We start from the raw sequence: 24669 nt of genomic DNA, 5'->3' as shown, positions 1-24669 counted from the left end.
CTCGAGCTCGAGCTCAGGTGCTGCCGATCCACTCGAGGCAGTCGTCGAGGCTCTCGAGCACCGCGATCTGCAGCGTCTGTCCGGGCCCGACCGTGATCGTCTCGCCGATGCCCGAGACCATGCGCTTCACGCTCGTCTGGGTGACCGTCGCGCCCGGCATGATCGCGGGGTTGCGCTTCACGCCGAGCTTCGCGATCGCGGGCCAGAAGCGTGTCTGGATCGCGCGCTGGAAGTCGGCGTTGAGCACCTTCATGTTGCGCGGGTCGGCGATCATCCCGACGGGCGCGTGGGTCTTCGCGGCGTCGAGCAGATCGTCGATGAACGGGTCGACGTGATCGGTCGCGATGTACCCGTCGAGCTCGTAGAGGATCGTGCGGTGCTTCGGGAGCAGGTACACGTCCGCGCGGAGCTTCCCGTAGGACTTCGTGTAGAGCGACTTCTTCGGAACCATTCCACCCCTCGCGAGAGATCAGAATCGACCCGACACACCCACGCCCGCGACCTCCGGGCTGACCAGCGGGATCACGCGCGTCGCATCGGCGCGCTCGCTCCCGCTCGACTCGCTCGCGCCGACGATCGCGAGCACGATCCCCGTCGCCGCGATCACGCCGCCGCCGATCAGCAGCACGTCGGTCACGAGCGCGTACGTGCGGACCTCGTCGCGCAGCGCGATCTGCTCGCTGCGCAGGGTCGCGTCCTCGAACGCCGCGTTGCGATCGAACGCGATGACGCCGGTGATCACGCCCGCGACGACCGCGGCGCCGCCGATGCCGGTGAGCACCCAGCCCGCGGTGCCGACGCCGCTCGACCCGCCCTGCTGCGGCTCGGCGCGCGTCTCGCTCGGCGGCGCGGTCGACGCGCTCGCCGTCGCCGACGGAGGCGGCGTCGCAGCGGCGCGCGAAGCAGCCTCGAGCCGCGCTTCCTCGCGCAGCGCGGCGATCGATCCCAGCGCGCGCGTGCGCAGCTCCGCGGTCGTGCCGGGCAGCGCGACGAAGCGCTCGTACTCGCGGATCGCGTCGTCACGCCGCGCGAGGCGCTCGTAGGAGCGCGCGATGTTGTAGACGAGCTCGGGCTCGCCGCGCATCGCGAACGCTTGCTGGAAGAGCTCGATCGCCTGCTCGTACTCGCGCGCGGCGTAGTGCTGCATCCCGCGATCGACGAGCCCCTGGAACTCGGGCGGCTCCTCCTGCGCCGACGCGGACGCAGCGCTCCCGAGCGCCAGCGCGAGCGCGAGAGCCATCGAGACGATCCAGCGCATCAGCGCACCCCCGGGCAGACCGCGGGCACCACCGCGGGCGTCGTTCCGTCGAGCTCGTAGATGCCCTCGACGAACCAGCACATGTTCAGGAGGTCGGCGTCCGTGGGCACCGCGCCCGACTGGACGCGCGTCGTGCCGCGGTTGTCCTCGACGGGCCCGCGGAACGCGTGGTGACGGCTCTCCTCGCTGTCCGCGGTGAGCTCGCCGACGAGCCCCTCGATCTCGAGGCGCACCGAGGTCGGCACCGGGCCCGTGGGATCGAACGGCGCGAGGTACACGACGCTCTCGGAGGGATCGGGCTTCATCTGCTCGTAGATCGGCGTCGCGGGCTCCCACGTGCCGTCGCGCATCTCGGTCACGATGCGCGTGATCATCGGGCCCCAGTTCCAGTACGCGCTCGTGAGGCAGCGCGACGGAGCGAACTGGCAGCTGTCGGGATTGTCGTAGCCGATCGAGTAGACCGGCCCGCCGTCCATCGCGCTCAGCTCCGCCGAGACCTGGATCGGCACGGGCGTGTCGGTCTGCCCGAAGATCACGTCGGCGCCGGCCGCGACGAGCTCCTCGGTCGCCGCGGTCTCCTCTTCGGGATCGAACCACGCGTAGGTCCAGCGCACGAGCACGCGCGCGTCGGGGTTCACCGAGCGCACGCCGCGCGTGAACGCGTTCATGTGACGCACCGACTCCGGGATCACGACGGGCCCGACGAGCCCGATGCGATCGCCGCGCGTCATGCGCCCCGCGAGCACGCCGGCCTGGTAGAGCGCGAGCTCCATGCGGCCGAAGTACGAGCCGAGGTTCGGCCCGGTCTGGAACCCCGAGCAGATCAGGAAGCGACGATCCGGATAGCGCAGCGCCGCGGCCTGGATCGGGACGAGGAAGTCGTAGCTCGTACCGACGATCACGTCGTCGCCGCGCGCGACGAACTCGTCGATCACGCGCGCCGCGTCGGAGACCGCGACGGTCGGCGCGTAGTGCGTCGCCACGTCGGACACGTTCTCCTCGAGGTAGAGTCGCGCGTCGTCGTGGGTCTTGGTCCAGCCGTGATCACCGACGGGACCGACGTAGAGGAAGCCCACGTCGATCGTTCCTTCGATCGGCGGCGGGCCGTTTCCCTCGTCGATCTGCGGATCGAGGATCAACGAGCACCCAGGCGTCGCGAGCGCGAGGAGCGCGCCGGTCGCGGCGATGACGGAAGACGTTCGGCTCATCCTGCCTCTCGAGGGCTCGATGCCCGGTACGGAGCGGCTCCTTCGAAGAAGAAAAGGTGCGTGCGCGGCATCAGTCGACGACCGGCACCGATCGCGCGCGCGCGTCGTCGACCACGCCGCGACGAGGAGCCTCGGGCGCGACGGAGCTCGTGGTGGTCGCGGGCGGAGGCGACGAAGGCGGAGGAGGCGTCGCGATCGCAGCGGCCGCGGTCTCGCTGCGCGAGCGTCGCGTGCGCGAGGGCGAGCTGGTCGCGGCCGGAGGCGGCTCGGCGATCGGCGCCGCGATCTCGACGGGGGGCGGCGGCGGCGCGACGGGCGCGAGCTCCTGGAGCTCGACGTGCACCGCGACCGAGTCGCCCTGGAGCACCGCCGGCACGCGCGCCGCACGATGGCCCTCGAGCGCCAGCTCGAGCTCCACGCGCTCGCCGCGCTCGCCCGGGATCTCCTGCTCGAGCGGCGTCGTCCCGATCACCTCGCCGCGCGCGCGCACCTCGGCGCCCGCGGGATCCGACGTGACGACGACGCGCGTCGCGCGCGGCGGCTCGGCCGCGACGACCGGCGTCGGCGCAGGCTCGGGGCTCGCGCCGCCGCCCCACGCGAGCAGCCCCGCGACCGCCGCGGCGCCCAGGACGACCGCGACCATCGCGCCGGTGCGCGCGCGCGACGGCTTGAGCTCCGCCGGCATCGGCTGCGGCGTCGGCGTGGTCCCCGGCAGCTCGCTCGGCGCGCGCAGCCCACCGAGCATCGGGCCCGACGCGCTGATCTCGACGCTCTGATCGTGCGCGCTGCGCATGCTCGTCGCCGCGCCGTCGATCCTCGCGAGCGCCTGCATGATCTCGGCGACGGTCTGGAACCGATCGCTCGGGCGCTTCTCCATGCAGCGCTTGATGATCGCCTCGAGCCCCGCGGGCAGCTCGGGCGCGCGCGTCTCGCCGGGGCGCAGCACGATCTTCTCGCGCAGGCTCGGCACCGGCGCGTTGAGGTGCTGCTGGAGGATCGCCACCGCGCTCTTGCCGCCGAACGGGACCTGCCCGGTGACGAGCGAGAACAGCACCACGCCGAGCGCGTAGATGTCGGTCCGGTTGTCGACCGGATCGCAGACGATCTGCTCGGGCGCCATGTACCGGGGCGAGCCGAGCATCGTCTCGCCGCGCGTGAGATCGCGCTCGAGCGGGGCGATCTCCTGCTTCTCCTGGAAGACCTTCACGAGGCCGAAGTCGAGCACCTTCACGTGCTCCGACTCGTCCTCCTCGCCCCGCGTGATCATCACGTTGCCGGGCTTCAGATCGCGATGCGCGAGCGACTCGCGGTGCGCCGCGCGCAGCGCGCGACAGATCTCCATCGCGATGCGGCACGCACGCGCCGGCTCGATGCGCACCTCGCGCGCGAGGACCTCCGTGAGCGGCTCGCCGTCGAGCAGCTCCATGACCATGAAGAGCCCGCCGTCGGCCGTCTCGCCGTAGTCGTGGACCGTGACGATGTTCGGGTGCTTCAGCCTCGAGCTGATCGACGCCTCGAGGAAGAAGCGCTTCCGGAAGTCGTCGGCGCCCTTCTGGATCGCGAGCAGCTTGATCGCGACCTTGCGGTCGAGCGGGAGCTGGGTCGCGCGATACACGCGTCCCATGCCGCCGATCGCGATCAGCGAGTCGAGCCGGTACTTCGAGGTGAGCTCGCGGGGGAGGGTCTCCCCCGGCGGAGGCAGCGAGGCTGGCGCTCGCTGCGCCCGCGCTTCACCGCTCTGCTCGACGTCGCGTATCGCACCCGCGCCCGTCTCGTCCGGGCTCTCGGTACCGCTGGGTGCCTTCTCTCCGACCACGCGCCGCGCCCCCCTCCCCAGTTCCCAAACGACGATGTCGCCTGGTCAGACGGGAAAAGTCAACCCTTACAGGATCGCAGGCGTGGAGCAGATCACGACGACTTGAGCAGCGCGAGGGTCTCGGGGAGGCGCTCGAAGCGGAGCGTCCAGTCGCCGAGGCGCACCGACGCGCCGGGCACCAGCGGCACTTCCTGAGCGCCCACCGGCTTGCCGTCGATCGCGGTGCCGTTCCGCGATCCGGCGTCCTGCAGCGTGTACGTGCCGTCGGGCGCGCGGCGGATGCGCGCGTGGAGCTTGGAGATGCTCGGGTGGTCGATCAGGACGTCGCCCGAGCTCGCGCGGCCGACCAGCATCGTGCCCGGGAACGTCTTCGTGACCTTCCGCACCGGGAACACGACCGCGCGCCAGAGATCGATCCCGAGCCGCATGCTCGCCGCGCCGTGCGACATCGCGCGCGTCTGGAAGGACCAGTCCGCGTCCTCGGCGCCCTCGGGCGGCGTGCCGATCAGCTGCGCAGCGCCGAGCACCGGCTCGAGCGTCGCCTCGGTCCCGCCGCGCGCCTGCTCCGCGGCGCGGACGAAGGCGATGCCGCTCCCGAAGACCAGCTCGCTCATGCGATCGACCGTACCACGATGCAGGAACGCACGACCTGAGGCGTCCTGCTCACTCCGGGTCAGGCCCGCAGCGCGCGGCTCGGGACGTGCGACGCGCGGTCGGCGTCGCGCACCCGGCGCCACGACTCACGGATGACGTGGCGCTCGAAGCCGGACAGCACGATCGCGGTGGTCGCGAGGATCGCGAGGAGCCCGTCGTACGCGAGCCCGAGCAGCGCGAGCAGGAGCATCGTGCCGAAGTGCAGCCAGCGACCCTCGAGCCCGGCGCGCGGCTCGAGTTCCTCGGGGTCGCAGCGCGCGAGGCGCTCTCCGTCGCGGAAGAGCGCGCGCGCACCGAGCGCGCCCGCGATCGTCGCGGGCACCAGCACCAGCATCGCCCCGAGCGCGCGAGGTCCACGCGGCGCGAGCGCCTCGAGCGCGACGACCGGCGCGAGCGCGATCGCGAGCACGTCGAGCACCGCCGCGATGGTGCCGAGCGCGGCGCCGCGCCGGAGCAGCTGGGGCACGCCGCGCGCGATCCACATCGTGGCGCGCGAGGCGCGGTATCCATCGCCGATGCGCGGCCGGCGCAGGTCCACCCGCGCGCTCCAGCGCGACTCGTGCGCAGCCTCGACGCGGCGCACGCGCGCGAGCGACGCGAGCGCGAGCAGCGCGCCGAGCGAGAGCACCACGATGCGGATCGCAGCCTCGGAGCTCATGAGCGTTCACCTAGGCGCGAGCCACTCACGGTCAGCGCGGCGCGTGGCCACGCCTCGCGGATCGGCGCGGCACGATGCCACCCGGTGAGACAAGATCCGCCGCGTGGACGGGCTGATCCGAGGGACCGACGGACGCGCGCGCTGCGCGTGGCCGGGCGACGACGCGCTCTACCTCGACTACCACGATCGCGAGTGGGGTCGCCCGATCGCCGACGATCGACGGCTGTTCGAGAAGATCGTGCTCGAGGGCTTCCAGTCCGGGCTCTCGTGGCGGACGATCCTCCACAAGCGCGCGCGCTTCCGCGCGGTGTTCCACGACTTCGATCCCGCGCGCGTCGCGCGCTACGGCGAGCGCGACGTCGCGCGGTTGCTCGCCGATCCCGGGATCATCCGACATCGCGGGAAGATCGAGGCCGCGATCGCGAACGCGCGCGCCGCGGTCGCGCTGATCGAGCACGAGGGCTCGCTCGCGCGGGTGATCTGGTCGTTCGAGCCGCCCGCGCACGAGCGTCCTTCCCACGTCGATCTCGCGACCGTGAAGGCGATGCCGACGACCGCCGCGAGCGAGCGCCTCGCGAAGGCGCTCAAGGCGCGCGGCTTCCGCTTCTTCGGGCCGACGACCGCGTACGCGATGATGCAGGCGGTCGGTCTGGTGAACGATCACTTCGAGGGCTGCGCGATGCGCGACGAGGTCGAGACCGCGCGCGCGGCGTTCGTGCGTCCGCGGTGATCACGGCAGCGGCTGCGTCATCCCGAGCGCGGCCATGCGCGCCGCGCACTCGGCGCGGTGCTCGACGTCGCACACGAGGTAGAGCCCGTGCGCGCGATCGACGAGCACCGGCACGCGATAGCAGCCGATCGCGTGCTCGCAGTCGTAGGTCCACGAGATGTGCGGGCCCGAGATGCGCCACGACTCCACGCGCTGCTCGCGCTCGTACGCGCTCTCGTCGGGGCGCGGCGCGATCGGCCGCGCGCGCGGCGGCGGAGGCGGCGGTCCGAGCGTCGAGGCGAGCGGAGGAGAAGGAGGTCGCGGCGCGGGGACGATCACCGCGAGCATCGCGATCGAGCCCGCGGTGCCGAGCAGCTGAAGCACCGCCAGCGCGAGCCGTCGCCGGCGCGCCGCGCGCTCCCCTCGGGTCTCGATCGCGCGCGCCACGACCTGCCCCGCATCGCGATACCCGCTCGCTCCGGTGCTCGCCTCGAGCACGAGGTGCACGTCCTCGTCGCGCGATCCCAGTCGCGCGTCCGCGACGAACGCGTCGACCTTCAGCGCCGTCCACGTCCCGTCCGGCAACCGCGCGCGCAGCCCGCGCCCCTCGCTCTCGACGCGCATCGACCGCGCCCCGCGCATCGCGCGCGAACGCTGGACCGCGAGCAACACGTCGCGCAGCGCGCTCCACGACGTCGCGCCCACCACCGTCACGGCCAGCGTCGCGATCGCGAGCGCGCGATGCCCGAGCTGCAGCGCGGCGACGAGCGCGACGGCGAGCACGATCGCCGCCCCGAGCGCGAGCCCGGTGCCCGCGCGCGCGCTCGCGCCGATGTCGATCGCGTCGGGATCGTGGGGCAGCCCACGGAGCGCGTCGAGCAGCGGCCGGAGATCGTCGGCGCACCGCGGCGTGCCCCGAGGCGCGTCGGCGCACGACGGGACCGCGACCGCGATCTCGCGGCCCTCGTCGTCGCGGAGCCGCACGACCGGCGCGGCGCCCGGCGCGTCCGAGCGCCATCGCGCGGCGGCCCACGCGATCGCCGTGCGCGCGCCGCCCTCGTCGAGCGTCACGCCCCATCCGTCCCAGCGGACGCGCGCGCTCCGCGGCCCGCGCGCCCGCACCACGAGCAGCCACCCGAGCGCGACGACCACGATCCACGCCGCGTGCACCGACGTCGGGGCGAACCCGCGCGCGACCGCGAGCGCGAGCACCACGATCGTCGCGGTCGCCGCGACGATGCCCGCCTGCGCGAGCCACCAGAGCTCGGTGTAGAACGACGGCTTCAGGTGGATCGCGCCGTCGGCGCGTGGCCGCTCCTCGCTGCGCGGCGGCATCACGAAGCGCGACGTCTCCCGCTCGATCGGCTCGCCTCCGCTCGACACAGCTCCTCCGGCGCTCGACTATCCTGTGCGTATGCCGCTCGCCCTGTCCACGCGCGCCCGAGCCGGAGCCCCGGCGCGATGAAGCTCCCGATCACGCGTGGGCCGCGCGAGCGTCGTGTGCCCGAGGGCGACGACAAGCCGCGCCTCGTGTGCCCCGAGTGCTCGTACGTCGCGTACGAGAACCCGAAGATCGTCGTCGGCTCGGTCGTGACGTCGGACGACGGACGCGTGCTGCTCGTGCGCCGCGCGATCGAGCCGCGGCGCGGGTTCTGGACGCTGCCCGCGGGCTACCTCGAGCTCGGCGAGTCGCCGGAGCACGGCGCGATGCGCGAGGCGCGCGAGGAGGCGTGCGCGGAGATCGCGCTCGACGGTCTGCTCGCGGTCTACTCGATCACGCACATCTCGCAGGTGCAGCTCTTCTATCGCGCGCGGATGGTGCGCGAGGAGTGCGCGCCCGGCATCGAGTCGCTCGAGGTGCGGCTCTTCGCGTGGGACGAGATCCCCTGGGCGGAGCTCGCGTTCCCGACCGTGCACTGGGCGCTCGGGCACTTCGACGCGGCGCGCGGACGCGCGCTCGGCCAGCCGTTCGGGAACGTCGAGGGCGGGCCGCCCGATCCCGTGGGTTGAGTTGCGCACACGAACGGTCGTGCTAATCCGAGGTTCGTCATGGTCACGAAGGGCGAAGAGACGCGAGCTGCCGTGCTCGGCCACGCGATCGCGCTGGCGAGCGAGCTCGGGCTCGAGGGCGTGACCATCGGCCTGCTCGCGGATCGCGCGGGCATGAGCAAGAGCGGGCTCTTCGCGCACTTCAAGTCGAAGGAGTCGCTGCAGCTCGCGATCCTCGAGGAGACGCTCTCGCGGTTCGTGCAGAGCGTCGTGCTGCCCGCGCTGAAGAAGCCGCGCGGCGAGCCGCGGGTGCGCGCGCTGTTCGAGCGCTGGCTCGACTTCGCGTGCGACATGCCGGGCGGCTGCATCGTGGTGCAGGCGATGGCCGAGCTCGACGATCGCCCCGGTCCGGTGCGCGATCGCCTCGAGGCCGCGCAGCGCGACTGGCTCGACACGCTCGCGACCGCGATCCGCATCGCGAAGGAAGAAGGGCACTTCGAGGCCCGGATCGCGCCCGAGCAGCTCGCGTACGAGATCGCGGCGCTCGCCCACGGGCACCACCTCATCTCGCGCATGCTGCGCGACCCCGAGGCCGACGCGCGGGTGCGCCGCGGCTTCGACCGATTGCTGCGACAGGCTCGCGCGGCGGACTGAGCGCCGCCCCGACCCGAAGGAGGCTCGTCATGACCGAGATCGACGGTTCGCTCGATGTGTCGTCAGAAAATAGCACGAACGTTCGACCGCGAGATCGCGGCGACGTCATCCCGCCGGCGCTGAAGGCCGCACGCACCGCGCTCCAGGTGGCGGCCGCTGCGTCCCCCGACGTCGCGGCGCGGCTCGCGGAGCGCTTCTTCACCACCGCGCGTCGTGCGCCGCGCCCGGCGCGCGAGCTCGAGGCGCTCTCTCGTGCGCGGCACTTCCTGATCCCGTCCGAGGGCTCGCCGCTCGCCGCGTGGGAGTGGGGCGAGGCCGGGCCGCGCGTGCTGCTGGTGCACGGATGGGAAGGACGCGGCGCGCAGCTCGCGCCGGTCGCGGAGCGGCTCGCCGCGCTCGGGTTCCGCGCGGTCGCGTTCGACGCGCCGGCCCACGGCGACACGCCGGGCACGACGTGCACGTTCTTCGACGTCGCGCGCGCGATCGAGCACGCGGCGCGCGCGCTCGGCCCGCTGCACGCGATCGTCGCGCACTCGATGGGCGGCGCCGCGCTGACCTGGGCGGTGCGCAGCCACGGTCTCGCGAAGCGCTACGTGGTGATCGCGCCGCCCGCGGATCTGCGCGACTTCTCGCGCGGGTTCGCGCGGATGATGGGCCTCTCCGACGAGCTCCGGGTGCGCATGGAGCGCCGCATCGAGGAGCGCTACGACGTGTCGCTCGACGACGTCGTCACCGAGAAGACCGCGGCGAAGCAGTACGCGCCGCTGCTCGTGGTGCACGACGTCGGCGATCAGGAGGTGCCGTTCGACAAGGGACGTCGCCTCGCGGACGCGTGGCCGGGCGCGACGCTGATGCGCACCGAGGGCCTCGGTCACCGCCGCATCCTGCGCGAGCGCGAGGTGGTGCGCGCCGTGGAGCGCTTCGTCGCGTGGGGGCTCGCGCCGTCTTGATCGCGCGGGGCGCGCGCGCGATCACTCGCGCGATGGCGATCCCGTTCCACCTCGCGTTCCCGGTGCACGATCTCGAAGCGGCGCGGGCGTTCTACGCCGGGCTCCTCGGCTGCCCCGTGGGGCGCGAGGACGCGCGCTGGATCGACTTCGACTTCTTCGGGCACCAGATCACCGCGCACCTCGTCGACGCGAGCGGCAAGGGCGCGAGCGCGAACGAGGTCGACGGCGACGACGTGCCGGTGCGGCACTTCGGCGCGATCCTGCCGTGGGAGCAGTGGCACGCGACGCGGGACGCGCTGCGCGAGAGGGGCGTGCGCTTCGCGATCGAGCCGCGCATCCGCTTCGCGGGTCAGGTCGGCGAGCAAGCGACGATGTTCTTCGAGGACCCGTCGGGGAACGCGATCGAGCTCAAGAGCTTCCGCGATCCGTCGCGCATCTTCGCGAGATAGCGCGCTCGCTCATCCGATCGCGTCGAGCACGTCCGGCGCGAACCCGAGGCGCTCCAGCGGCGCGCGCAGATCGTCCGGGAGCGACGCGCGCGCTTCGAGCGTGCGGGTCGTGTCATCGGGATCGGGGAGCACGATGCGCGTCGCATGGAGCGCCAGGCGATGCAGCGCGATCTCGTCGCGCATCTTCCGGTTCTCCTTGCCGTCGCCGTACGTCGTGTCGCCGAGCAGCGGGCGGCTCAGGTGCTTCATGTGCCGGCGGATCTGGTGCTGCCGCCCGGTGCGCGGACGACAGCGCACGAGCGTGTAGCGATCGCGCACGATCGCGATCGGCGCGTAGTCGGTGATCGCCGGCACACGCTCGCCGCCCTCCCGCGCGGGAATGGGGTGATCGACGACACCGGCCTCCGCGATCGCGCCACGCACGAGCGCGACGTACTCCTTCTCGACGCGGCCTTCCTGGAACGACGCGGAGAGCACGCGCGCGGTGTCGGGATCGAGCGCGACCACGAGCACGCCGCTCGTCGCGCGATCGAGCCGGTGCACCGGATACACCCAGGTCCCGAGCGCATCGCGCAGCCGATGCATCACGGTGTCGCGCGAGTCGTCCCAGCCGCGATGCACCGACACACCCGAGGGTTTGTCGGCGATCACGAGACGGGGGGTCGACACGAGGATTCTCACGAGGCGAATATGGCGATCGGCACCGAACGGCCGAAGGAACGTAGAACGGTAACCGACCGCGGAGCGCGGTACCGTATTGCAGATACGCCCACCATGACGCGGTGTCCCTTGGCGGGCGCCGATTTCCCTAGTACTCACGAGACCCTAGTGACTCCCGTCGCCAAGAGCGTGTCGCATCGCATCCGCGAGCGCCGCCACGCCCTCGGGCTCTCGCAGAGCGGCCTGGCCGAGCTCGCGGGCGTCTCGCCCGAGCTCGTGAGCCGCATCGAGCGTGGTCGCTGTCTCCCATCGCTACCGACGCTCGTGACGTTCGCCAACGTGTTGCGAACCACACCGAACGACTTGCTCGGGTTCGAGCAACCGCTCGCGGACGAAGAGCTGAGGCCTCTGCTCGACGCCGTGAACGCGCTCGGTCCCGCGCAACGCGCGGAGATTCGTCGCATCGCGGAGGCGCTCGCGAAGTACCAGAGCGACGTGCCGCCCGCGTCCGACGGACGGCAGCGCCGCGAGAGCGGGTTCACGCAGCGCGCGTCGAGCCCGCCGGGCAAGCGGCCCGGCGAGATCAGCTGAGCGTCGCGCCCGCCGTTCGATCAGAGCGAGCAGTCGATCAGCGGCGCGAGATCGTCCCCGTCGAGCACGAACGCGCGCGGCTCGGGCGCGAGCGGACCGCTGCCGTCGGGATCTTCGAGCCAGCCGGTCTCGAGGTAGTTGCGCAGCAGCGCCTCGATCTCGTCGACGGTCTCGGCGCCCGGCGTCGCTGCGTCGGTCGTGCCCGCCGCGCAGAGGAACTTGGACGTGCCGCACGCGTCGACGGTGTCGCACGAGCCGTTGAACGCGGTCGCTCCCTCGAGCGGGAGATCGCCGTAGTACGCGCGACCGTCGATCATCACGAGCCGCACGTCGGCGGCGCGGCTGTCGGTGACCGCGAGGTACGGATCGCTGCTCGCGACACGACCGAACACGACGACGTCGGCGCGCAGGTCCGGCGCGAGACGGCCGATCGATGCGTCGAGATCGACCGCGTCTGCGCCGCCGATCGTGGCCATCTCGACGAGCGACTCCGGCGTGACCTGCGAGACGCCTTCGGCCGCGGCCCAGTCGAGCGCGAAGCGCATCTCGGAGAGCAGCTCGTCGGAGCCCGACACGGTCCAGTCGGGCCCGAGCGCGACCGGCAGGCCGAGCTCGAGCATGCGCCCGATCGGCGCGGTGCGGCCGTAGAGAAGGATGTTGCTCGAGGGCGACCACACGAAGTGCGCGCCGGCGCCCATCGCCTCGACGAGATCGTCGTCGTCGAACGGGACCGCGTGGATGAAGAGCGCGGCGCCGAACGGCGTGCCGTCGGTGTCCGAGAGGAGCGAGGTCGTGTAGCGATGACGGCCCGCGTAGCAGTCGAGCTCGCGCGTCGGATCGGTCGCGACGCCGCCGCCGGTGTAGCCCTCGCCCATGTGCACCGCGTGACGCGTGGTCTCGCCGCTGCGGAACGCGTTCACGATCGACGTGCGCGCGGTGTCGTTCAGCGCGCTCTCGCACGCGCCGGAGATCGTGGTGCGCATGCGGTTGGTGCCGAGGCCGTGGGCGTGCTCGGCGCTGCGGACCAGGCCCTGCGCGCACTCGCGGTTCGGCGCCTGGCCCATCATCGTCGTCGTGCCGTGGATCACCGAGCGCAGCTCCGCGTAGCGAAGCGCGGCGCACATGTGCTGGCGGTTGCGGGGGTCGCCGCTGCCCCACGACTCGAGGCGCGCCTCGGGCTCGACGTGCGCGCGATAGTCGGCGTCGGCGCGCCACTCGTAGCGATTGCCGAAGAGGCGCATGTCCGCGGGCACCCACTCGGGCAGGAAGTCGTAGGTCGCGTGGTTGTGCGCGTCGATCAGGCCCGCCGAGATCGTCGCGTGGGTGTCGATGATCATCACGGTGTCGGCCGACGGCGACGCGCTGCAGTCCTCGGCGACGCAGGTGATCGAGTCACCGACGATCAGCACCTCGCCATCGACGATCGGTCCGTCGGGCGCGAGCACCGTGCCGCGCAGGAGGAAGCCGCCGGTGCCGGTGCGCACGATCTCGGCGGGCGGCGCGGCGGCGGAGCCGGTCGGCGCGCCGCCGTCGGGATCGGAGGCGTCGATCGGCGGCTGCGCGTCGTCGGGCACGGCGGCGTCGATCGGCATCGCGGCGTCGTCGTCGCCGGACGTCGTCGCGTCGGGTGGGCCGGCGTCGGCGGGCGAGGTACCACCGGGACAACCGGCGAGCGCGAGCGAGAGCGACACGGCAAGAACGACTCGACGCAAGCAGGCCTCCGCTGGGATCGAGCATACGCGCGAGCGGCACGCGGTGGACAGCGCGTCACGCGCACGACACGGGAGACACGAGGATGAGCAAGTCGGGCGGCACTGCGTTGCGCGTGATCGGGTGCTTCGCGCTGTTCGCGGTCGTGTCGGCGTGCGTAGGCGGCATCGGTCTGGTCGTCGGGCGTCACGCGATCGCCACCGCGATCGCGCGCGGGCAGCTCGCGGAGCGCGGCGTCGAGTGCGACGAGCGGTTCGCGGTGGAGCTCGCGATCTCGCTCGACGCGCTGGTGGTCGCGCCGACGCGGTGCACGCTCGCGAGCGGCGTGGTGACGTCGGTCGAGGTCGTGGAGCCGGTCACGGTGGGGATCGCGAGCGGCGCGCCGACGCGCGTCGAGGGCGGGGTCGCGCGCATCGATCTTCGCGGCGACGTGGGCGCGGGGATGCGCGGGAGCGGATGGGGCGCGATGCTCGACGCGCTCGCGATCCCCGAGCGCATCGGCACGATGATCGCTGGCTTCGGTCAGCTCGCGGCGGCGGGCGCGCCGCCGATCACGATGCGCAGCGTGGAGATCACGCGCGCGGGCACGCCGATGATCACGATGAGCGACCTGCGCACCGACGGCGCGCAGCCGCTCGCCGTGACCGTGTCGCGCGCGGAGCTGCCGGTGATCGCGGGGCCGATGGGCGTGCGCGCGCAGGTCGCGCTCGATGCAGTGCGCAGCTCGGCGACGCGCGCGTCGGCGACGATGGACGCGACGCTCGACGTGGACGCGTCGCTGCCGCTGGTCGGAACCGTCGACGAGCAGCGCGCCGTGAGCGTGATGGTCGAGGGGCTCGACACCGACGTGCCGCGGTGGTCGCTGCGCTGACTCAGTTCCGCGTGCTCAGGACCTCGAACGCGCGCTCGAGATCGGGCTCGGGCACCGCGACGTAGGCCTCGCCCTCGGTGAGCGGGGTGCGGATGATCGGCGCCGCGACGATGCGCCCGTCGACGACGATCGCGAGGCGACGTCCGACGTGCAGCGTCGAGGCCTCGTGCAGGCGCGACCTTCCGGTGTCGTCGAGGTCGAGGACCAAGATCCGCGAGCCGTCGGCCGCTTCGAGCAGGCGCACGTGACGGATGTTGCGCGACTCGACGACGACGCCGTGCTCCACCGCGAGGAGCTCGTCGGTCTCGCCCGACCATCGCGGGAGGACCTCGCCCTCGGCGCCCTCGACGGCGACCATGCGGATCGCGAGCGACGGAGCCGGTGGACGCTCGCGGTACTGCTCGACGCCGAACGCGCACGACGCGAGCAGGGCGAAGGTGACGATCGAGGCGCGCGCGGTCTGCATCGGCGCGCAGCATCGCACACGAAAGTGGGCGACGAGAGACACGGGGCCTACGATCCGACGCGATGGATCGCGACGGGTTCCGCGAGGCGCTCCTCCGCGCGATGGAGCGCAAGGTCCACTGGGCTTGGCCGTCGTTCACGTCGGGGCGCGTCGCGAAGACGCGCCTGCACGTGCACCTCGAGCAGGAGTGGGAGGTCTACGTGCGTGACTTCCCGGTGCTGGTCGGGCGCGCGTACGTGCAGTGCCCGATCGCGGCGGTGCGTCGCGAGCTCGCGGAGAACCTCTACGAAGAGGAGACGGGCGGGCTGCACGCGGGCAAGCCGCACCCCGAGCTCTTCCTCGAGTACCCGCGCGGGCTCGGCTTCGATCTCTCGCGCTTCGATCGCGTGGAGCTGCTGCCCGGCGCGGCGCGGTATCGCGCGTTCCTCGACGACGCGACGACCCAGCGCGGGTGGGCGGTCGCGACCGCGATCGTGACGATCTTCGTCGAGGGCACGCCGCACGAGCGCGCGCTCTTCGACGCGCACGCGCCGGCGCGGCCCGAGCCTCCGCTCGAGCAGCATCCGCTGGTCGTGCACTACGGGCTGCCGGTCGCGTCGCTCGCGCTGACCAAGGCGCATCGCGGCGTCGAAGGCGATCATCGCCTCGCGGCGTGGCGCGTGATGCTGGACCACGTCGCGGAGAGTGATCGCGTGCGCGTCGTGAGCGCGATGGACGAGGCCGTCGAGCGCTGGCTCGCGTACCGCGACGACGTCGCGCACGCGGTCGGCCTCGAGCGCTGAGGCCCGGAGCCATTTTGTAGTTATCAGGAACGATGCGTTCACACGCCCGGTGGCGCTGGTAGGGCCTCGGTCGGGCTGGTGGGACGGCTCGTTGGGCGGGTGGGACGGCTCGTTGCTCCGGTCGCAGGGCTCGTTGGCGTGGTTGGAGGGCTCGCTGCTCTGGTGGGAGGGCTCGTTGCTCCGGTCGGAGGGCTCGTTGCTCCGGTCGCGAGCGTCGTTGCCCCGGTCGGCTGGCTCGTTGCGCCGGTGGGACGGCTGGTCGGCGCGGTCTCAGGGCTCGTTGGCGCGATCGGGAGCGTCGTGGGCAGGGTCGGAGGGCTCGTCGGGTCCACGACAGGCCTCACTCGTCGACGACTTCGCGTCAGGCGAGGCGCATCGCCGCAGATCGTGATCGGCGACCGGTGGACAGGACCTGCGTCGCGGGTGATGGCACGCCCGATGCGGTGAGCGCTGCGAGGAGCAAGCGATGGAAATCAGTCTGGTCGGTCTCCTGGTGTTGCTCGTGCTCTCGCTGATCGTCGGCCTGATCGCGCAGGCGATCGTGCGCTATCCCGGCGGTCTTCTCGCGGCGACGGGGACGGGCTTCGTCGGCGGTCTCATCGGCATCATGCTCGCGCGCGCGACGGGGCTCCCCGAGCTGCTCGCGGTGAACGTCGGTGGGATGCGCTTCCCGATCGCGTGGGCGATCCTCGGATCGATCCTGCTGCTCGCGGTGGTGTCGCTCGTCGCGCGCGGACGCACCTACCGCTACGGCTGACCCGGTCAGGCCGCGTCGCGCTGTCGGTAGTAGCGGCGATGGGCGCGGCCACAGCTCGCGCACGTCGCCGCGTGCACGAAGAGGCGCGCACCGCCGAGCTGCGCCTGCGACCACTGGCCGCCCTCGACGCGCGCGCCGCAGCAACGCGCGGTGCGGTGCTCGCGCTCGGCCTCGTCGCGATCGCGGACCTCGATCGCCGCCTGCGCCGACTCGCCGCCCGCGAAGCTCTGCATGCGTCGGAACGCGCGGCTCCTGCGGGTTCCCAGACGCCGGCGCAGCGCGCCCAGCGCGATCACGCCGAGGACGACGAGCACCGGAATTCCCAGCACGATCCACGGGATGGCGCGGCTCCACGAGCTCGGCTCGGCGTGCTCGATCACCGAGTACCGCGCGAGCGCGTCGGCGGCGAGCGCGCGCTCTCGATACACCTCGACTCGATCCGCCGGCACGTGATCGGCGAGCGTCTGGAGGCGCACCTCGATCTCGAGCTCGCGCCCGCGCACCGTCACGCGGCGCGACACCCGCAGCTCCTCGGTCTCGACGACCTCGTGCTCGTTCTGGATCTGCCAGCCGCGATCGTTCGCGACCGAGACGCGGTGCACGACGTGGACGGGGTGCGGCAGCGCGAGCGGGCCCGGCGGGCGCGACTCGCTCGGGACCGGCAGGTGGTCGATCACCGCCCACGCGTCGAGCCCGCGCTCCTCGACGGCCCAGAACTCGTCGAGCGAGTAGTGCTCGTGGACCGTCACCGTGCCCCGTCGCGCGTCGTCTTCGATGCGCAGCGGCTCGCGCACGCGCACGTCGAGCCCCAGCTCGCGATAGAAGTCGAGCGCGCTCTCGCCGATCGACTCGGTCCGGCGTGCGTCGGCGAAGGAACGAAGCCGCGCGGCGTGCGGGCCGCGATAGAGCGTCGTCGCGCGCAGCGAGCTCTGGGCGCCTGCCACGACGTATCGCTCGTCGACGATCTGCGTGGGCTCTGCCGCGATCGGCAGCGGCACCTCGACGAGCGTCTGCTCCGGTCCGCCGATCGGCAGCGCGCGGCGCACCGTGAGCGCGGGCCGGTCGCGCAGCGGGCCTCGCTCGAACGTGCGCGTCGCGTCGACCCACACCGGGCCGCCGTCGAGGTGGATGCGCACCACCACGTGATCGAACGCGTAGGGCGAGGGCAGCGCGTCGTCGAGCGACGCCCCCGACGTCGTGCTCGCGAGCGCGGGCTCCGCCTGGACGCCGAGCCCACGGAGGATCGCGACGAGCAGCAGCGCCTTGTCCTTGCAGTCGCCGTAGCGACGGCGCGCGACCTCGGCGGGCGCGTGCGGCACGATCGCGTTGTGCGCGACCTCGACGCCGAGATAGCGCACCTCGTCCTGCACGAACTGGAGCGCGGCCTCGATCTGCGCGTCGCGAGCACCCGCCGCGCGCAGCCGATCCATGGGCACGTTCGCGAGCACCGCGTCGAGATCGTCGATCGCATAGAGGGGCCGCGCCCAGCGCTCCACGTCGGACCACGCGGCGAACTCGGAGATCTCGACCCAGGGCGCCCCGACGATCCACGCGGGCGCATCGTCCGCGAGCTCCGCGAGCGGCACGTCGAGCGCGTCGACGCGGAGCGCGCCGTCGCTCTCCACGACGTGGTAGTCGCGCGGGAGCTCGTGCAGCCGCGTCCGGACCGCGCGATCGCGCGGCCAGCGCGCGGCGAAGCGCACGCGACGCGCGCCGGGCCACCCGATCGGGATGCGCGACGCGTTGCGCCCGCCCAGCAGCGACGAGTCCTCGCGCAGCGAGTACGCGTAGTCGATCACGTCGCCGACGCGCACGTCCTCGACGAAGAGGAGCGCGGAGCGGCGCTCGTCGTAGAGCCCGTCGTCGAGGCGCGCTTCGGGCTGGATCACCCGGACGCGGTCCTGCGCGAGCACGTCCGTCGCGACGCCGTCGCGCACGCGGCGCGCCCAGTGCCACACGAGCTCCTCGCGCGAGCTCACCTCGATCGAGATCTGCGATCCCGACGCGAGGCCCGCGGTCGTCGCGACGCGGTACGCGACACGATGGAAGTCGACCTGCGCCTCGGGCGAGAGCTGCGACTGCTGATCGAAGAGCAGCTGCTCGAGGGCTCCCACGTGCTCCGCGCGCGGCGGCGGCGGATCGATCACCTCCGCCCACGACGGCGCAGGCGCGCCGACGGTGATCCCCGGCGTCTGGGCCGAGCCGCGCGCCGACGGCGCGGCGACGAGCAGCGCGAGCAGCGCGACAAGAAGACGAGAGCGCGCTGGGGACGGCGAGCGCATGGCGCGCGAGCATGCCGGCCCGCGCGCGCGCCGTCGAGCGTTTCAGGCGGCGTCTTTCGCGCCGTCTCCGCCCGCCGCGAGGCGCTTCTGCAGGTGCGAGTTCTTGCGGCCGTACGTGAAGTAGATCGCGAAGCCGAGCGCGAGCCACACGATCAGGCGCAGCCAGGTGTCGGGCGGCAGGCCGATCATCACGAAGAGGCACGAGGCCGCGCCGAGCCCGCCGATCAGCCACGGCGCGGGGACCTTGAACGGGCGCGGCGTGTTCGGGTTGGTGCGGCGCAGGATCGGAACGCCGAGGCACACCAGCACGAACGCGAGCAGCGTCCCGATCGAGACGAGCTCGCCGACGAGGTGCATCGGCATGCTCCCGCCGGCGATCGCCACGAACACGCCGGTCAGCACCGTGGCCACGTGCGGGGTGTGGAACTTCCGGTGCGTCTCGTGGAACCAGGGCAACAGGCCGTCGCCCGCCATCGCGTAGAACACGCGCGTCTGTCCGAGCATCATCACGAGGATCACGCTGGTGAGCCCGGCGAGCGCGCCGAGCTTGATCACGGCGCTGAAAGTGTGCGCCGCGCCTTCGCTCCACCCGCGCAGCTCGACGATGCGATCGATGCCCACGGCGATCGGCGCGGACACGTCGAGGTCGGTGTAGTTCACGACGCCGGTCATCGTGATCGCGACGAGGATGTAGAGCGCCGTGCAGATCACGAGCGACGCGAGGATCCCGATCGGAAGATCGCTCTGCGGCCTCCGCGCCTCCTGCGCGGTCGTGCTCACCGCGTCGAACCCGATGTACGCGAAGAACACGACGCCGGCGCCGGTGAGCACGCCGCCCCAGCCCCAGCCGTAGCGGCTCGGGTGGTAGCCGAAGAGATCGTGCAGGAGCCGATCGACGGCCGACCAGTCGGCCTCGGCGAGATCGACCGGCGCGGGCACCAGCGAGCCGAGCCCGCTCGCGGCGGGGTTCACGAACAGGTTGTCGCCGCTGACGAGCGTGATGCCGAGCAGGATGAAGACGCAGACGATCGTCGTCTTGAGGACAACGATCAGGTTGTTCACCCACGCGCTCTCGCGGATGCCGCGATAGAGCACCGACGCGCAGAGCAGCGCGACGACCGACGCGGGCACGTTCCACAAGCCCGTCGTGGTCGCTCCGCTCGCGAGCGTGATCTCCTCGAAGGGCCCCTTGGTCCAGTAGAGCAGGTGGTCGGGCAGCGTGATGCCGAGCGAGCCGAGCAGCTCGACGAAGTAGCCGGACCACGCGATCGACACGACCACCGCGCCGAACGCGTACTCGAGGACGAGGTCCCATCCGATGATCCACGCGACGAGCTCGCCCATCGTCGTGTACGCGTACGCGTAGGCCGAGCCCGCGACCGGGATCATCGCGGCGAGCTCCGCGTAGCAGAGCCCCGCGAACGTGCAGAGGAGCCCGCCGAGCACGAACGAGAACGCGATGCCGGGGCCCGCGTACTGGGCGGCCGCGGTGCCCGTCAGGGAGAAGATGCCCGCGCCGATGATCGCGCCGATCCCGAGCATCGTGAGGTTGAACGCGCCGAGGGTCCGCTTGAGCCCGCCGTGGCCCTCCGCGAGGTTCGGGTCGTGCGCCTCGCGCACCACGGTGTCGAGATCCTTCTTCGCGAAGAGCTTCATCGAGTCGGGCCTTCCCCCAGGATTGCCGCGCATCCTAGTGAAATCGAATCGCCGTTGCACCCTGCGATCTCACGCCGGGCGGCCCGACGTTTCGTGCGCATTTCGTCGATCGGAACAGGCGCGCACGCACGAGATGGCCCTAGACTGCCGGCCCCATGCCCCCGCGTCGTGTCCTCGTCGTCTTCGCGCATCCGGCGCTCGAGCGCTCGCGCGTGAACCGGCGCCTCTTCGAAGCCGCGCAGGGCGTCGAAGGCGTCACGACCCACGACCTCTACGAGAGCTATCCGAGCTTCGCCATCGACGTGCAGCGCGAGCAGGCGCTGCTCGTCGAGCACGACGTGATCGTGCTGCAGCACCCGTTCTACTGGTACAGCGCGCCGTCGATCGTGAAGGAGTGGCTCGACGTCGTGCTCGAGCACGGCTGGGCCTACGGCGTCGGCGGCACTGCGCTGCGCGGCAAGACGCTCATGAACGCCACGACCACCGGCGGCGCCCAGGCCGCGTACCACCCCGAAGGGCGCAATCGCTTCACGATGCGGCACCTGCTCTCGCCGTTCGATCAGAGCGCGTACCTCTGCGGGATGCGCTACCTCGCGCCCTTCGTGGTGCACGGCGCGCTCGCGCTCTCGCAGCACCACGAGGTCGCGCCGCACGCGCAGCGCTACGCGCGACTGCTCGCGATGCTGCGCGACGATCGGCTCGACCTCGAGCGCGCGGCGCGCGCCGACATCGTGAACGCACTGATCGACGACGCGCACGAGCACGAGACGGAGGCGGCGCGATGAGCGGGGATCTCTTCACGCAAGCGTTCGTGTACCTGACCGCGGCGCTGATCGCGGTGCCGATCGCGAACCGCCTCGGGCTCGGCTCGGTGCTCGGCTATCTCTTCGCGGGCGTCGTGATCGGGCCGTTCGCGCTCGGGCTCGTCGGGCGCGAGGGGCAGGAGGTCATGCACTTCGCCGAGTTCGGCGTCGTGATGATGCTCTTCCTGATCGGGCTCGAGCTGCGGCCTTCGCTGCTCTGGGAGATGCGGCGCACGATCCTCGGGCTCGGCGGACTGCAGGTCGTGGGCACGGCGGTCGCGGTCGCGCTGATCGCGTGGGCGCTCGGCCTCGCGCCGGGCGCGGCGGTCACGACCGGCATGATCCTGTCGCTCAGCTCGACCGCGATCGTGCTGCAGAGCCTCACCGAGAAGAACCTGCTGCGCACCGCGGGAGGACAAGCGAGCTTCTCGGTCCTGCTCTTCCAGGACATCGCGGTGATCCCGATGATCGCCGTCATCCCGCTGCTCGCCGCGCGCGCGCCCGAGGCGGTCGCGGACGCGCACGGCGCAGGCGCCACCGATCGCCCGGCGTGGCTCCAGGCGCTGCTCGTGCTCGCGGCGATCGGCGGGATCATCGTCGCGGGCCGGTTCCTCGTGCGCCCGATGTTCCGCTATCTCGCGGCGACGCGTCAGCGCGAGGTGTTCACCGCGGCCGCGCTCTTCCTCGTCATCGCGATCACGCTCCTGATGCAGCGCGTCGGGCTCTCGGCCGCGCTCGGCACCTTCCTCGCAGGGCTCGTGCTCGCGGAGAGCGAGTACCGCCACGAGCTCGAGGGCGACCTCGAGCCGTTCAAGGGGCTCTTGCTCGGGCTCTTCTTCATCTCGGTCGGCGCGAGCATCGACTTCGCGCTCTTGATGGACCAGCCGCTGCTCATCGCGGCGCTCGTGCTCGGCCTCGTCCTCGTGAAGCTCGGGGTGCTCTACGTCGTCGCGCGCGTGTTCGGCCTGGTCCGCCCGGCGCGCTGGCTCTTCGCGTTCGCGCTCGCGCAGGGCGGCGAGTTCGCGTTCGTGCTCGCGTCGTTCGCGCAGCAGAGCGGCGTGCTCACGCGCGAGCAGGCCGGGCCGATCGTCGCGGTGGTCGCGCTCTCGATGCTCGCGACGCCGCTGCTCCTGATCGTCGTCGAGCGCTTCGTCCTGCCGCGCGTGACCGACGCGAAGGCCGAGCGCCCCGACGACGAGATCCCGCAGCACGACAATCCCGTGGTGATCGCGGGCTTCGGTCGCTTCGGTCAGATCGTCGGTCGTCTGCTGCGCGCTGCCGGGTACGAGACGACCGTGCTCGATCACGACGCCGAGACCGTCGAGGGCGTGCAGCGCGCCGGCCTGAAGGTCTACTACGGCGACGCGTCGCGCCTCGAGCTCCTGCACGCGGCGGGCTGCGCGCGCGCGAAGGTGCTCGTGCTGGCGATCGACGACCGCGAGAAGTCGCTCCAGATCGCGCGAGCGGTGCGCACGCACTTCCCGAACCTGCACGTGGTCGCGCGCGCCTGGGACCGCCTGCACTACTACGAGCTGCGCAAGCTCGGCATCACCCACGTGTTCCGCGAGACGTTCGGCAGCGCGATGGAGGCGGGCACCGCCACGCTGCAGGCGCTCGGGCTCCGCGCGCACCAGGCGCACCGCGCGGCGCAGGCGTACCGCGCGCAGGACGCGCGCGCGCTGCACGAGCTCGAGGAGCTCTGGGGCGGCGACGAGGACGTGTACTTCGCCGCGGTGCGACGCGCGAACGAAGAGGCCGAGCGGCTCCTCAAAGCGAGCGCGAAGCAGCGCGAAGTCGTGTCGGACGGCGCGTTCGACAACGAGGTGCTGCGGCCCGACGCGTGAGGGGGCTGGGCGGTCGCAGCTCGAAAAGTCCCGCGCCGCTCAGATTTCGGGGTCTCCCGCCCCCATCGCGTGGTACCCTGCCGTCCGTGCTGGAGCGGCTCCACCAGGGCTGGGAGTGGATGCGCACCCATCGGCGACGGTGGGCGCCCGCCCTCGCGATCGTCGCGGCGCTGGTCGTGGGGCGCGAGGTCCTGGGCAGCGCGCCCCGCGAGGTCGACGTCGAGCTCCCGCTCGGCGCGCAGCACGCCGAGATCACGCGCGTGGACGTCGCGTTCCTCGAGTCGGACGAGCTCGTCCACCACGTGTCGCTGCGCTATCCGAGCGGCGCGCCGGAGTCGGTGCGTCACACGGTGGAGCTCGCGCCGGGACGCTACGTGGTGGCGGTCGATCTGGTGCACGAAGACGGCGCGACGGAGTCGCGCGAGGGCAGGCTCGACGCACCCGCCGAAGGGCGTGTGCGCGTGAGCTTGCGGGAGGGTTCGTAGCGTGAGCACCGTGTCACCCGGCACGCTGGCCGCGGCCGGCGCGCGTTACCTCGATCTGCCGCGCTGCTCGCTCGTCATCCTGAGCGGCGGGCAGCGCGGCGAAGAGCGCGTGGTCGAGGGCGACGTGTTCCGCATCGGCAAGAGCGAGGGCAACGACCTCGTGCTCGCCGACGAGACGGTCTCGCGCGTGCACTGCGAGATCGCGCGCGAGCGCAAGGGCTACCTGCTGCGCGATCTCGGATCGACGAACGGCACGCTGCTCGACGGCGCCGAGATCAAGGAAGCCTGGCTCAAGCCGGGCGCGGTGATCACGGTCGGCAAGGTCGAGCTCAAGGTGCGCCCGTTCCAGGAGCGCATCGAGCTGCTGCCGAGCGAGAAGGATCGCTTCGGCGAGGTCTACGGCACGTCGATCGCGATGCGGCAGATCTTCGGTCTGCTCGAGCGGCTCGGGCCGACCGACGCGACCGTGCTGATCGGCGGCGAGACCGGCACCGGCAAGGACGTGCTCGCGCGGTCGATCCACCAGAGCTCGCCGCGCAAGGCGAAGCCGTTCGTCGTGGTCGACTGCGGCGCGGTGGTCTCGACGCTGATCGAGAGCGAGCTCTTCGGCCACGAGAAGGGCGCGTTCACCGGGGCGAGCGCGTCACGCCAGGGCGCGTTCGAGCTCGCGCACGGCGGCACGCTCTTCCTCGACGAGATCGGCGAGCTGCCGCTCGACCTGCAGCCGAAGCTGCTGCGCGCGCTCGAGCAGCGCGCGTTCCGGCGCGTCGGCGGCAACAAGGAGATCCGGGTCGACATCCGGGTGATCGCGGCGAGCAAGCGCAACCTGCGGATGGAGGTCGAGCGCGGGAAGTTCCGCGAGGATCTGTTCTTCCGGCTCGCGGTGGTGCCGGTCGAGCTGCCCTCGCTGCGCGATCGACGCGAGGACATCCCGGTGCTCGTCGAGCGTCTGCTCGCGCAGATGGGCGAGGCGGGCACCGGCGCGCCGCGCGCGGTGAGCAAGGAGGCGATGGACGCGCTGCGCGCCCACGACTGGCCGGGCAACGTGCGCGAGCTGCGCAACGTGCTCGAGCGCGCGGCGTACCTCGCGCGCGCGACGGGCGATCGCGAGATCCGACTGACCGGCGTGCCGCTGTCGATCTCGGGGACGAGCGCGCCGAGCGCGGTGAGCGTCGGCGGCGGGAGCGCGCTCGAGCCCGCGCGCTTCGATCCGAGCAAGAGCTATCGCGACACGCGCTCGGACTGGGAAGCGAAGTTCGAGCGCGCGTACGTGGGTTGGTTGCTCGATCGCCACTCGTTCAACATCTCCGCGGCGGCGCGCGCCGCGGACATGGATCGCAAGTACCTCTATCGCCTCGCGAAGAAGCACGGCCTGCACCCGACGCAGGCGGGCGAGGGCGACGAGGAGAGCTGATCG

The 24669-nt window shown here is 72.2% G+C and carries 25 protein-coding genes; 13 read left to right on the top strand and 12 right to left on the bottom strand.

Features of this window, described 5'->3' with window-relative positions:
- Positions 1-13: 13 nt before the first annotated feature.
- The 6 genes from DB32_RS00355 to DB32_RS00330 all read right to left on the bottom strand — a co-directional run bounded on the left by DB32_RS00355 (position 14) and on the right by DB32_RS00330 (position 5594).
- Positions 14-451, bottom strand: a complete 438-nt coding sequence (locus DB32_RS00355; RefSeq protein WP_053230414.1) for a hypothetical protein — start codon at positions 449-451, stop codon at positions 14-16.
- Positions 452-469: 18 nt separating this feature from the next.
- Positions 470-1258, bottom strand: coding sequence for a tetratricopeptide repeat protein (locus DB32_RS00350; protein WP_053230413.1), 789 nt, complete (start codon positions 1256-1258; stop codon positions 470-472).
- Entirely contained in the window at positions 1258-2466 is a 1209-nt protein-coding gene (locus DB32_RS00345; RefSeq protein ID WP_053230412.1) for a BMP family ABC transporter substrate-binding protein, read from the bottom strand. Before DB32_RS00345 ends, DB32_RS00350 begins: the two co-directional genes overlap by 1 nt.
- A gap of 70 nt (positions 2467-2536) precedes the next feature.
- Positions 2537-4282, bottom strand: coding sequence for a serine/threonine-protein kinase (locus DB32_RS00340; RefSeq protein ID WP_053230411.1), 1746 nt, complete (start codon positions 4280-4282; stop codon positions 2537-2539).
- A gap of 92 nt (positions 4283-4374) precedes the next feature.
- A complete protein-coding gene (locus DB32_RS00335) occupies positions 4375-4896 on the bottom strand; it encodes an FHA domain-containing protein (RefSeq protein WP_053230410.1) in 522 nt (173 codons plus the stop codon).
- Positions 4897-4955: 59 nt separating this feature from the next.
- Positions 4956-5594: a hypothetical protein gene (locus DB32_RS00330; protein WP_053230409.1), complete on the bottom strand. Its 639-nt coding sequence runs from the start codon at positions 5592-5594 to the stop codon at positions 4956-4958.
- A 103-nt stretch (positions 5595-5697) separates the two neighbouring features.
- Between DB32_RS00330 and DB32_RS00325 the strand changes: the two genes are divergently transcribed.
- A complete protein-coding gene (locus DB32_RS00325) occupies positions 5698-6324 on the top strand; it encodes a DNA-3-methyladenine glycosylase I (RefSeq protein ID WP_275935449.1) in 627 nt (208 codons plus the stop codon).
- On the opposite strand, the gene DB32_RS00320 is transcribed toward DB32_RS00325, so the two are convergent.
- Positions 6325-7686 (bottom strand): hypothetical protein, encoded by a 1362-nt coding sequence (locus tag DB32_RS00320; protein ID WP_053230407.1) that lies wholly within the window; start codon positions 7684-7686, stop codon positions 6325-6327. It lies immediately after the preceding gene.
- Between the two features lie 78 nt (positions 7687-7764).
- Here DB32_RS00320 and DB32_RS00315 point away from each other — a divergent pair, with 78 nt between their 5' ends.
- The 4 genes from DB32_RS00315 to DB32_RS00300 are packed head-to-tail and all read left to right on the top strand — an operon-like array spanning position 7765 to position 10345.
- Positions 7765-8313 carry an NUDIX hydrolase gene (locus DB32_RS00315; protein WP_053230406.1) on the top strand — a complete coding sequence of 183 codons (549 nt, stop codon included), beginning with the start codon at positions 7765-7767 and terminating at the stop codon, positions 8311-8313.
- 39 nt (positions 8314-8352) lie between these two features.
- Positions 8353-8946, top strand: coding sequence for a TetR/AcrR family transcriptional regulator (locus tag DB32_RS00310; protein WP_053230405.1), 594 nt, complete (start codon positions 8353-8355; stop codon positions 8944-8946).
- A 29-nt stretch (positions 8947-8975) separates the two neighbouring features.
- Complete coding sequence (locus DB32_RS00305) at positions 8976-9896, top strand: alpha/beta hydrolase (protein WP_053230404.1); 921 nt, start codon at positions 8976-8978, stop codon at positions 9894-9896.
- A 32-nt stretch (positions 9897-9928) separates the two neighbouring features.
- Entirely contained in the window at positions 9929-10345 is a 417-nt protein-coding gene (locus tag DB32_RS00300) for a VOC family protein (protein ID WP_053238640.1), read from the top strand.
- A gap of 9 nt (positions 10346-10354) precedes the next feature.
- Here the strand turns inward: DB32_RS00300 and DB32_RS00295 are convergent, their stop codons facing one another.
- On the bottom strand, positions 10355-11014 hold the full coding sequence (locus DB32_RS00295) for an RluA family pseudouridine synthase (protein WP_240481142.1): 660 nt from the start codon (positions 11012-11014) through the stop codon (positions 10355-10357).
- Between the two features lie 159 nt (positions 11015-11173).
- On the opposite strand from DB32_RS00295, the gene DB32_RS47815 reads away from it, so the two are divergent.
- Positions 11174-11596, top strand: coding sequence for a helix-turn-helix domain-containing protein (locus tag DB32_RS47815; RefSeq protein WP_169791276.1), 423 nt, complete (start codon positions 11174-11176; stop codon positions 11594-11596).
- Between the two features lie 20 nt (positions 11597-11616).
- Here DB32_RS47815 and DB32_RS00285 read toward each other — a convergent pair whose 3' ends face one another.
- Positions 11617-13287 carry an amidohydrolase family protein gene (locus DB32_RS00285; RefSeq protein WP_053230401.1) on the bottom strand — a complete coding sequence of 557 codons (1671 nt, stop codon included), beginning with the start codon at positions 13285-13287 and terminating at the stop codon, positions 11617-11619.
- A gap of 104 nt (positions 13288-13391) precedes the next feature.
- Between DB32_RS00285 and DB32_RS00280 the strand changes: the two genes are divergently transcribed.
- The gene (locus DB32_RS00280) at positions 13392-14177 is read left to right on the top strand and encodes a hypothetical protein (RefSeq protein WP_053230400.1); all 786 of its coding nucleotides are present in this window, start codon (positions 13392-13394) and stop codon (positions 14175-14177) included.
- 1 nt (position 14178) lies between these two features.
- On the opposite strand, the gene DB32_RS00275 is transcribed toward DB32_RS00280, so the two are convergent.
- On the bottom strand, positions 14179-14643 hold the full coding sequence (locus tag DB32_RS00275) for a SecDF P1 head subdomain-containing protein (protein ID WP_053230399.1): 465 nt from the start codon (positions 14641-14643) through the stop codon (positions 14179-14181).
- A gap of 62 nt (positions 14644-14705) precedes the next feature.
- Between DB32_RS00275 and DB32_RS00270 the strand changes: the two genes are divergently transcribed.
- Both DB32_RS00270 and DB32_RS00265 read left to right on the top strand, forming a co-directional pair.
- Positions 14706-15425: an iron-containing redox enzyme family protein gene (locus DB32_RS00270; protein WP_053230398.1), complete on the top strand. Its 720-nt coding sequence runs from the start codon at positions 14706-14708 to the stop codon at positions 15423-15425.
- Between the two features lie 466 nt (positions 15426-15891).
- Complete coding sequence (locus DB32_RS00265; RefSeq protein ID WP_157068541.1) at positions 15892-16182, top strand: hypothetical protein; 291 nt, start codon at positions 15892-15894, stop codon at positions 16180-16182.
- Between the two features lie 5 nt (positions 16183-16187).
- Here the strand turns inward: DB32_RS00265 and DB32_RS00260 are convergent, their stop codons facing one another.
- Complete coding sequence (locus tag DB32_RS00260; protein ID WP_053230396.1) at positions 16188-18464, bottom strand: DUF3857 domain-containing transglutaminase family protein; 2277 nt, start codon at positions 18462-18464, stop codon at positions 16188-16190.
- A 42-nt stretch (positions 18465-18506) separates the two neighbouring features.
- Complete coding sequence (locus tag DB32_RS00255; protein WP_075097414.1) at positions 18507-20120, bottom strand: APC family permease; 1614 nt, start codon at positions 20118-20120, stop codon at positions 18507-18509.
- Between the two features lie 155 nt (positions 20121-20275).
- On the opposite strand from DB32_RS00255, the gene kefF reads away from it, so the two are divergent.
- The 4 genes from kefF (at position 20276) to DB32_RS00235 (ending at position 24666) form a co-directional block, all read left to right on the top strand.
- Positions 20276-20905: a glutathione-regulated potassium-efflux system oxidoreductase KefF gene (gene kefF / locus DB32_RS00250; RefSeq protein WP_053230395.1), complete on the top strand. Its 630-nt coding sequence runs from the start codon at positions 20276-20278 to the stop codon at positions 20903-20905.
- Positions 20902-22767, top strand: coding sequence for a monovalent cation:proton antiporter-2 (CPA2) family protein (locus DB32_RS00245; protein ID WP_053230394.1), 1866 nt, complete (start codon positions 20902-20904; stop codon positions 22765-22767). Before kefF ends, DB32_RS00245 begins: the two co-directional genes overlap by 4 nt.
- Before the next feature lie 86 nt (positions 22768-22853).
- Entirely contained in the window at positions 22854-23252 is a 399-nt protein-coding gene (locus DB32_RS00240) for a hypothetical protein (RefSeq protein ID WP_053230393.1), read from the top strand.
- A gap of 1 nt (position 23253) precedes the next feature.
- Positions 23254-24666, top strand: coding sequence for a sigma 54-interacting transcriptional regulator (locus DB32_RS00235; RefSeq protein ID WP_053230392.1), 1413 nt, complete (start codon positions 23254-23256; stop codon positions 24664-24666).
- Positions 24667-24669: the final 3 nt, after the last annotated feature.

This window comes from Sandaracinus amylolyticus (assembly GCF_000737325.1).
Taxonomy (GTDB): domain Bacteria; phylum Myxococcota_A; class Polyangia; order Polyangiales; family Sandaracinaceae; genus Sandaracinus; species Sandaracinus amylolyticus.
This window is presented reverse-complemented; position numbering and strand designations above follow the sequence as displayed.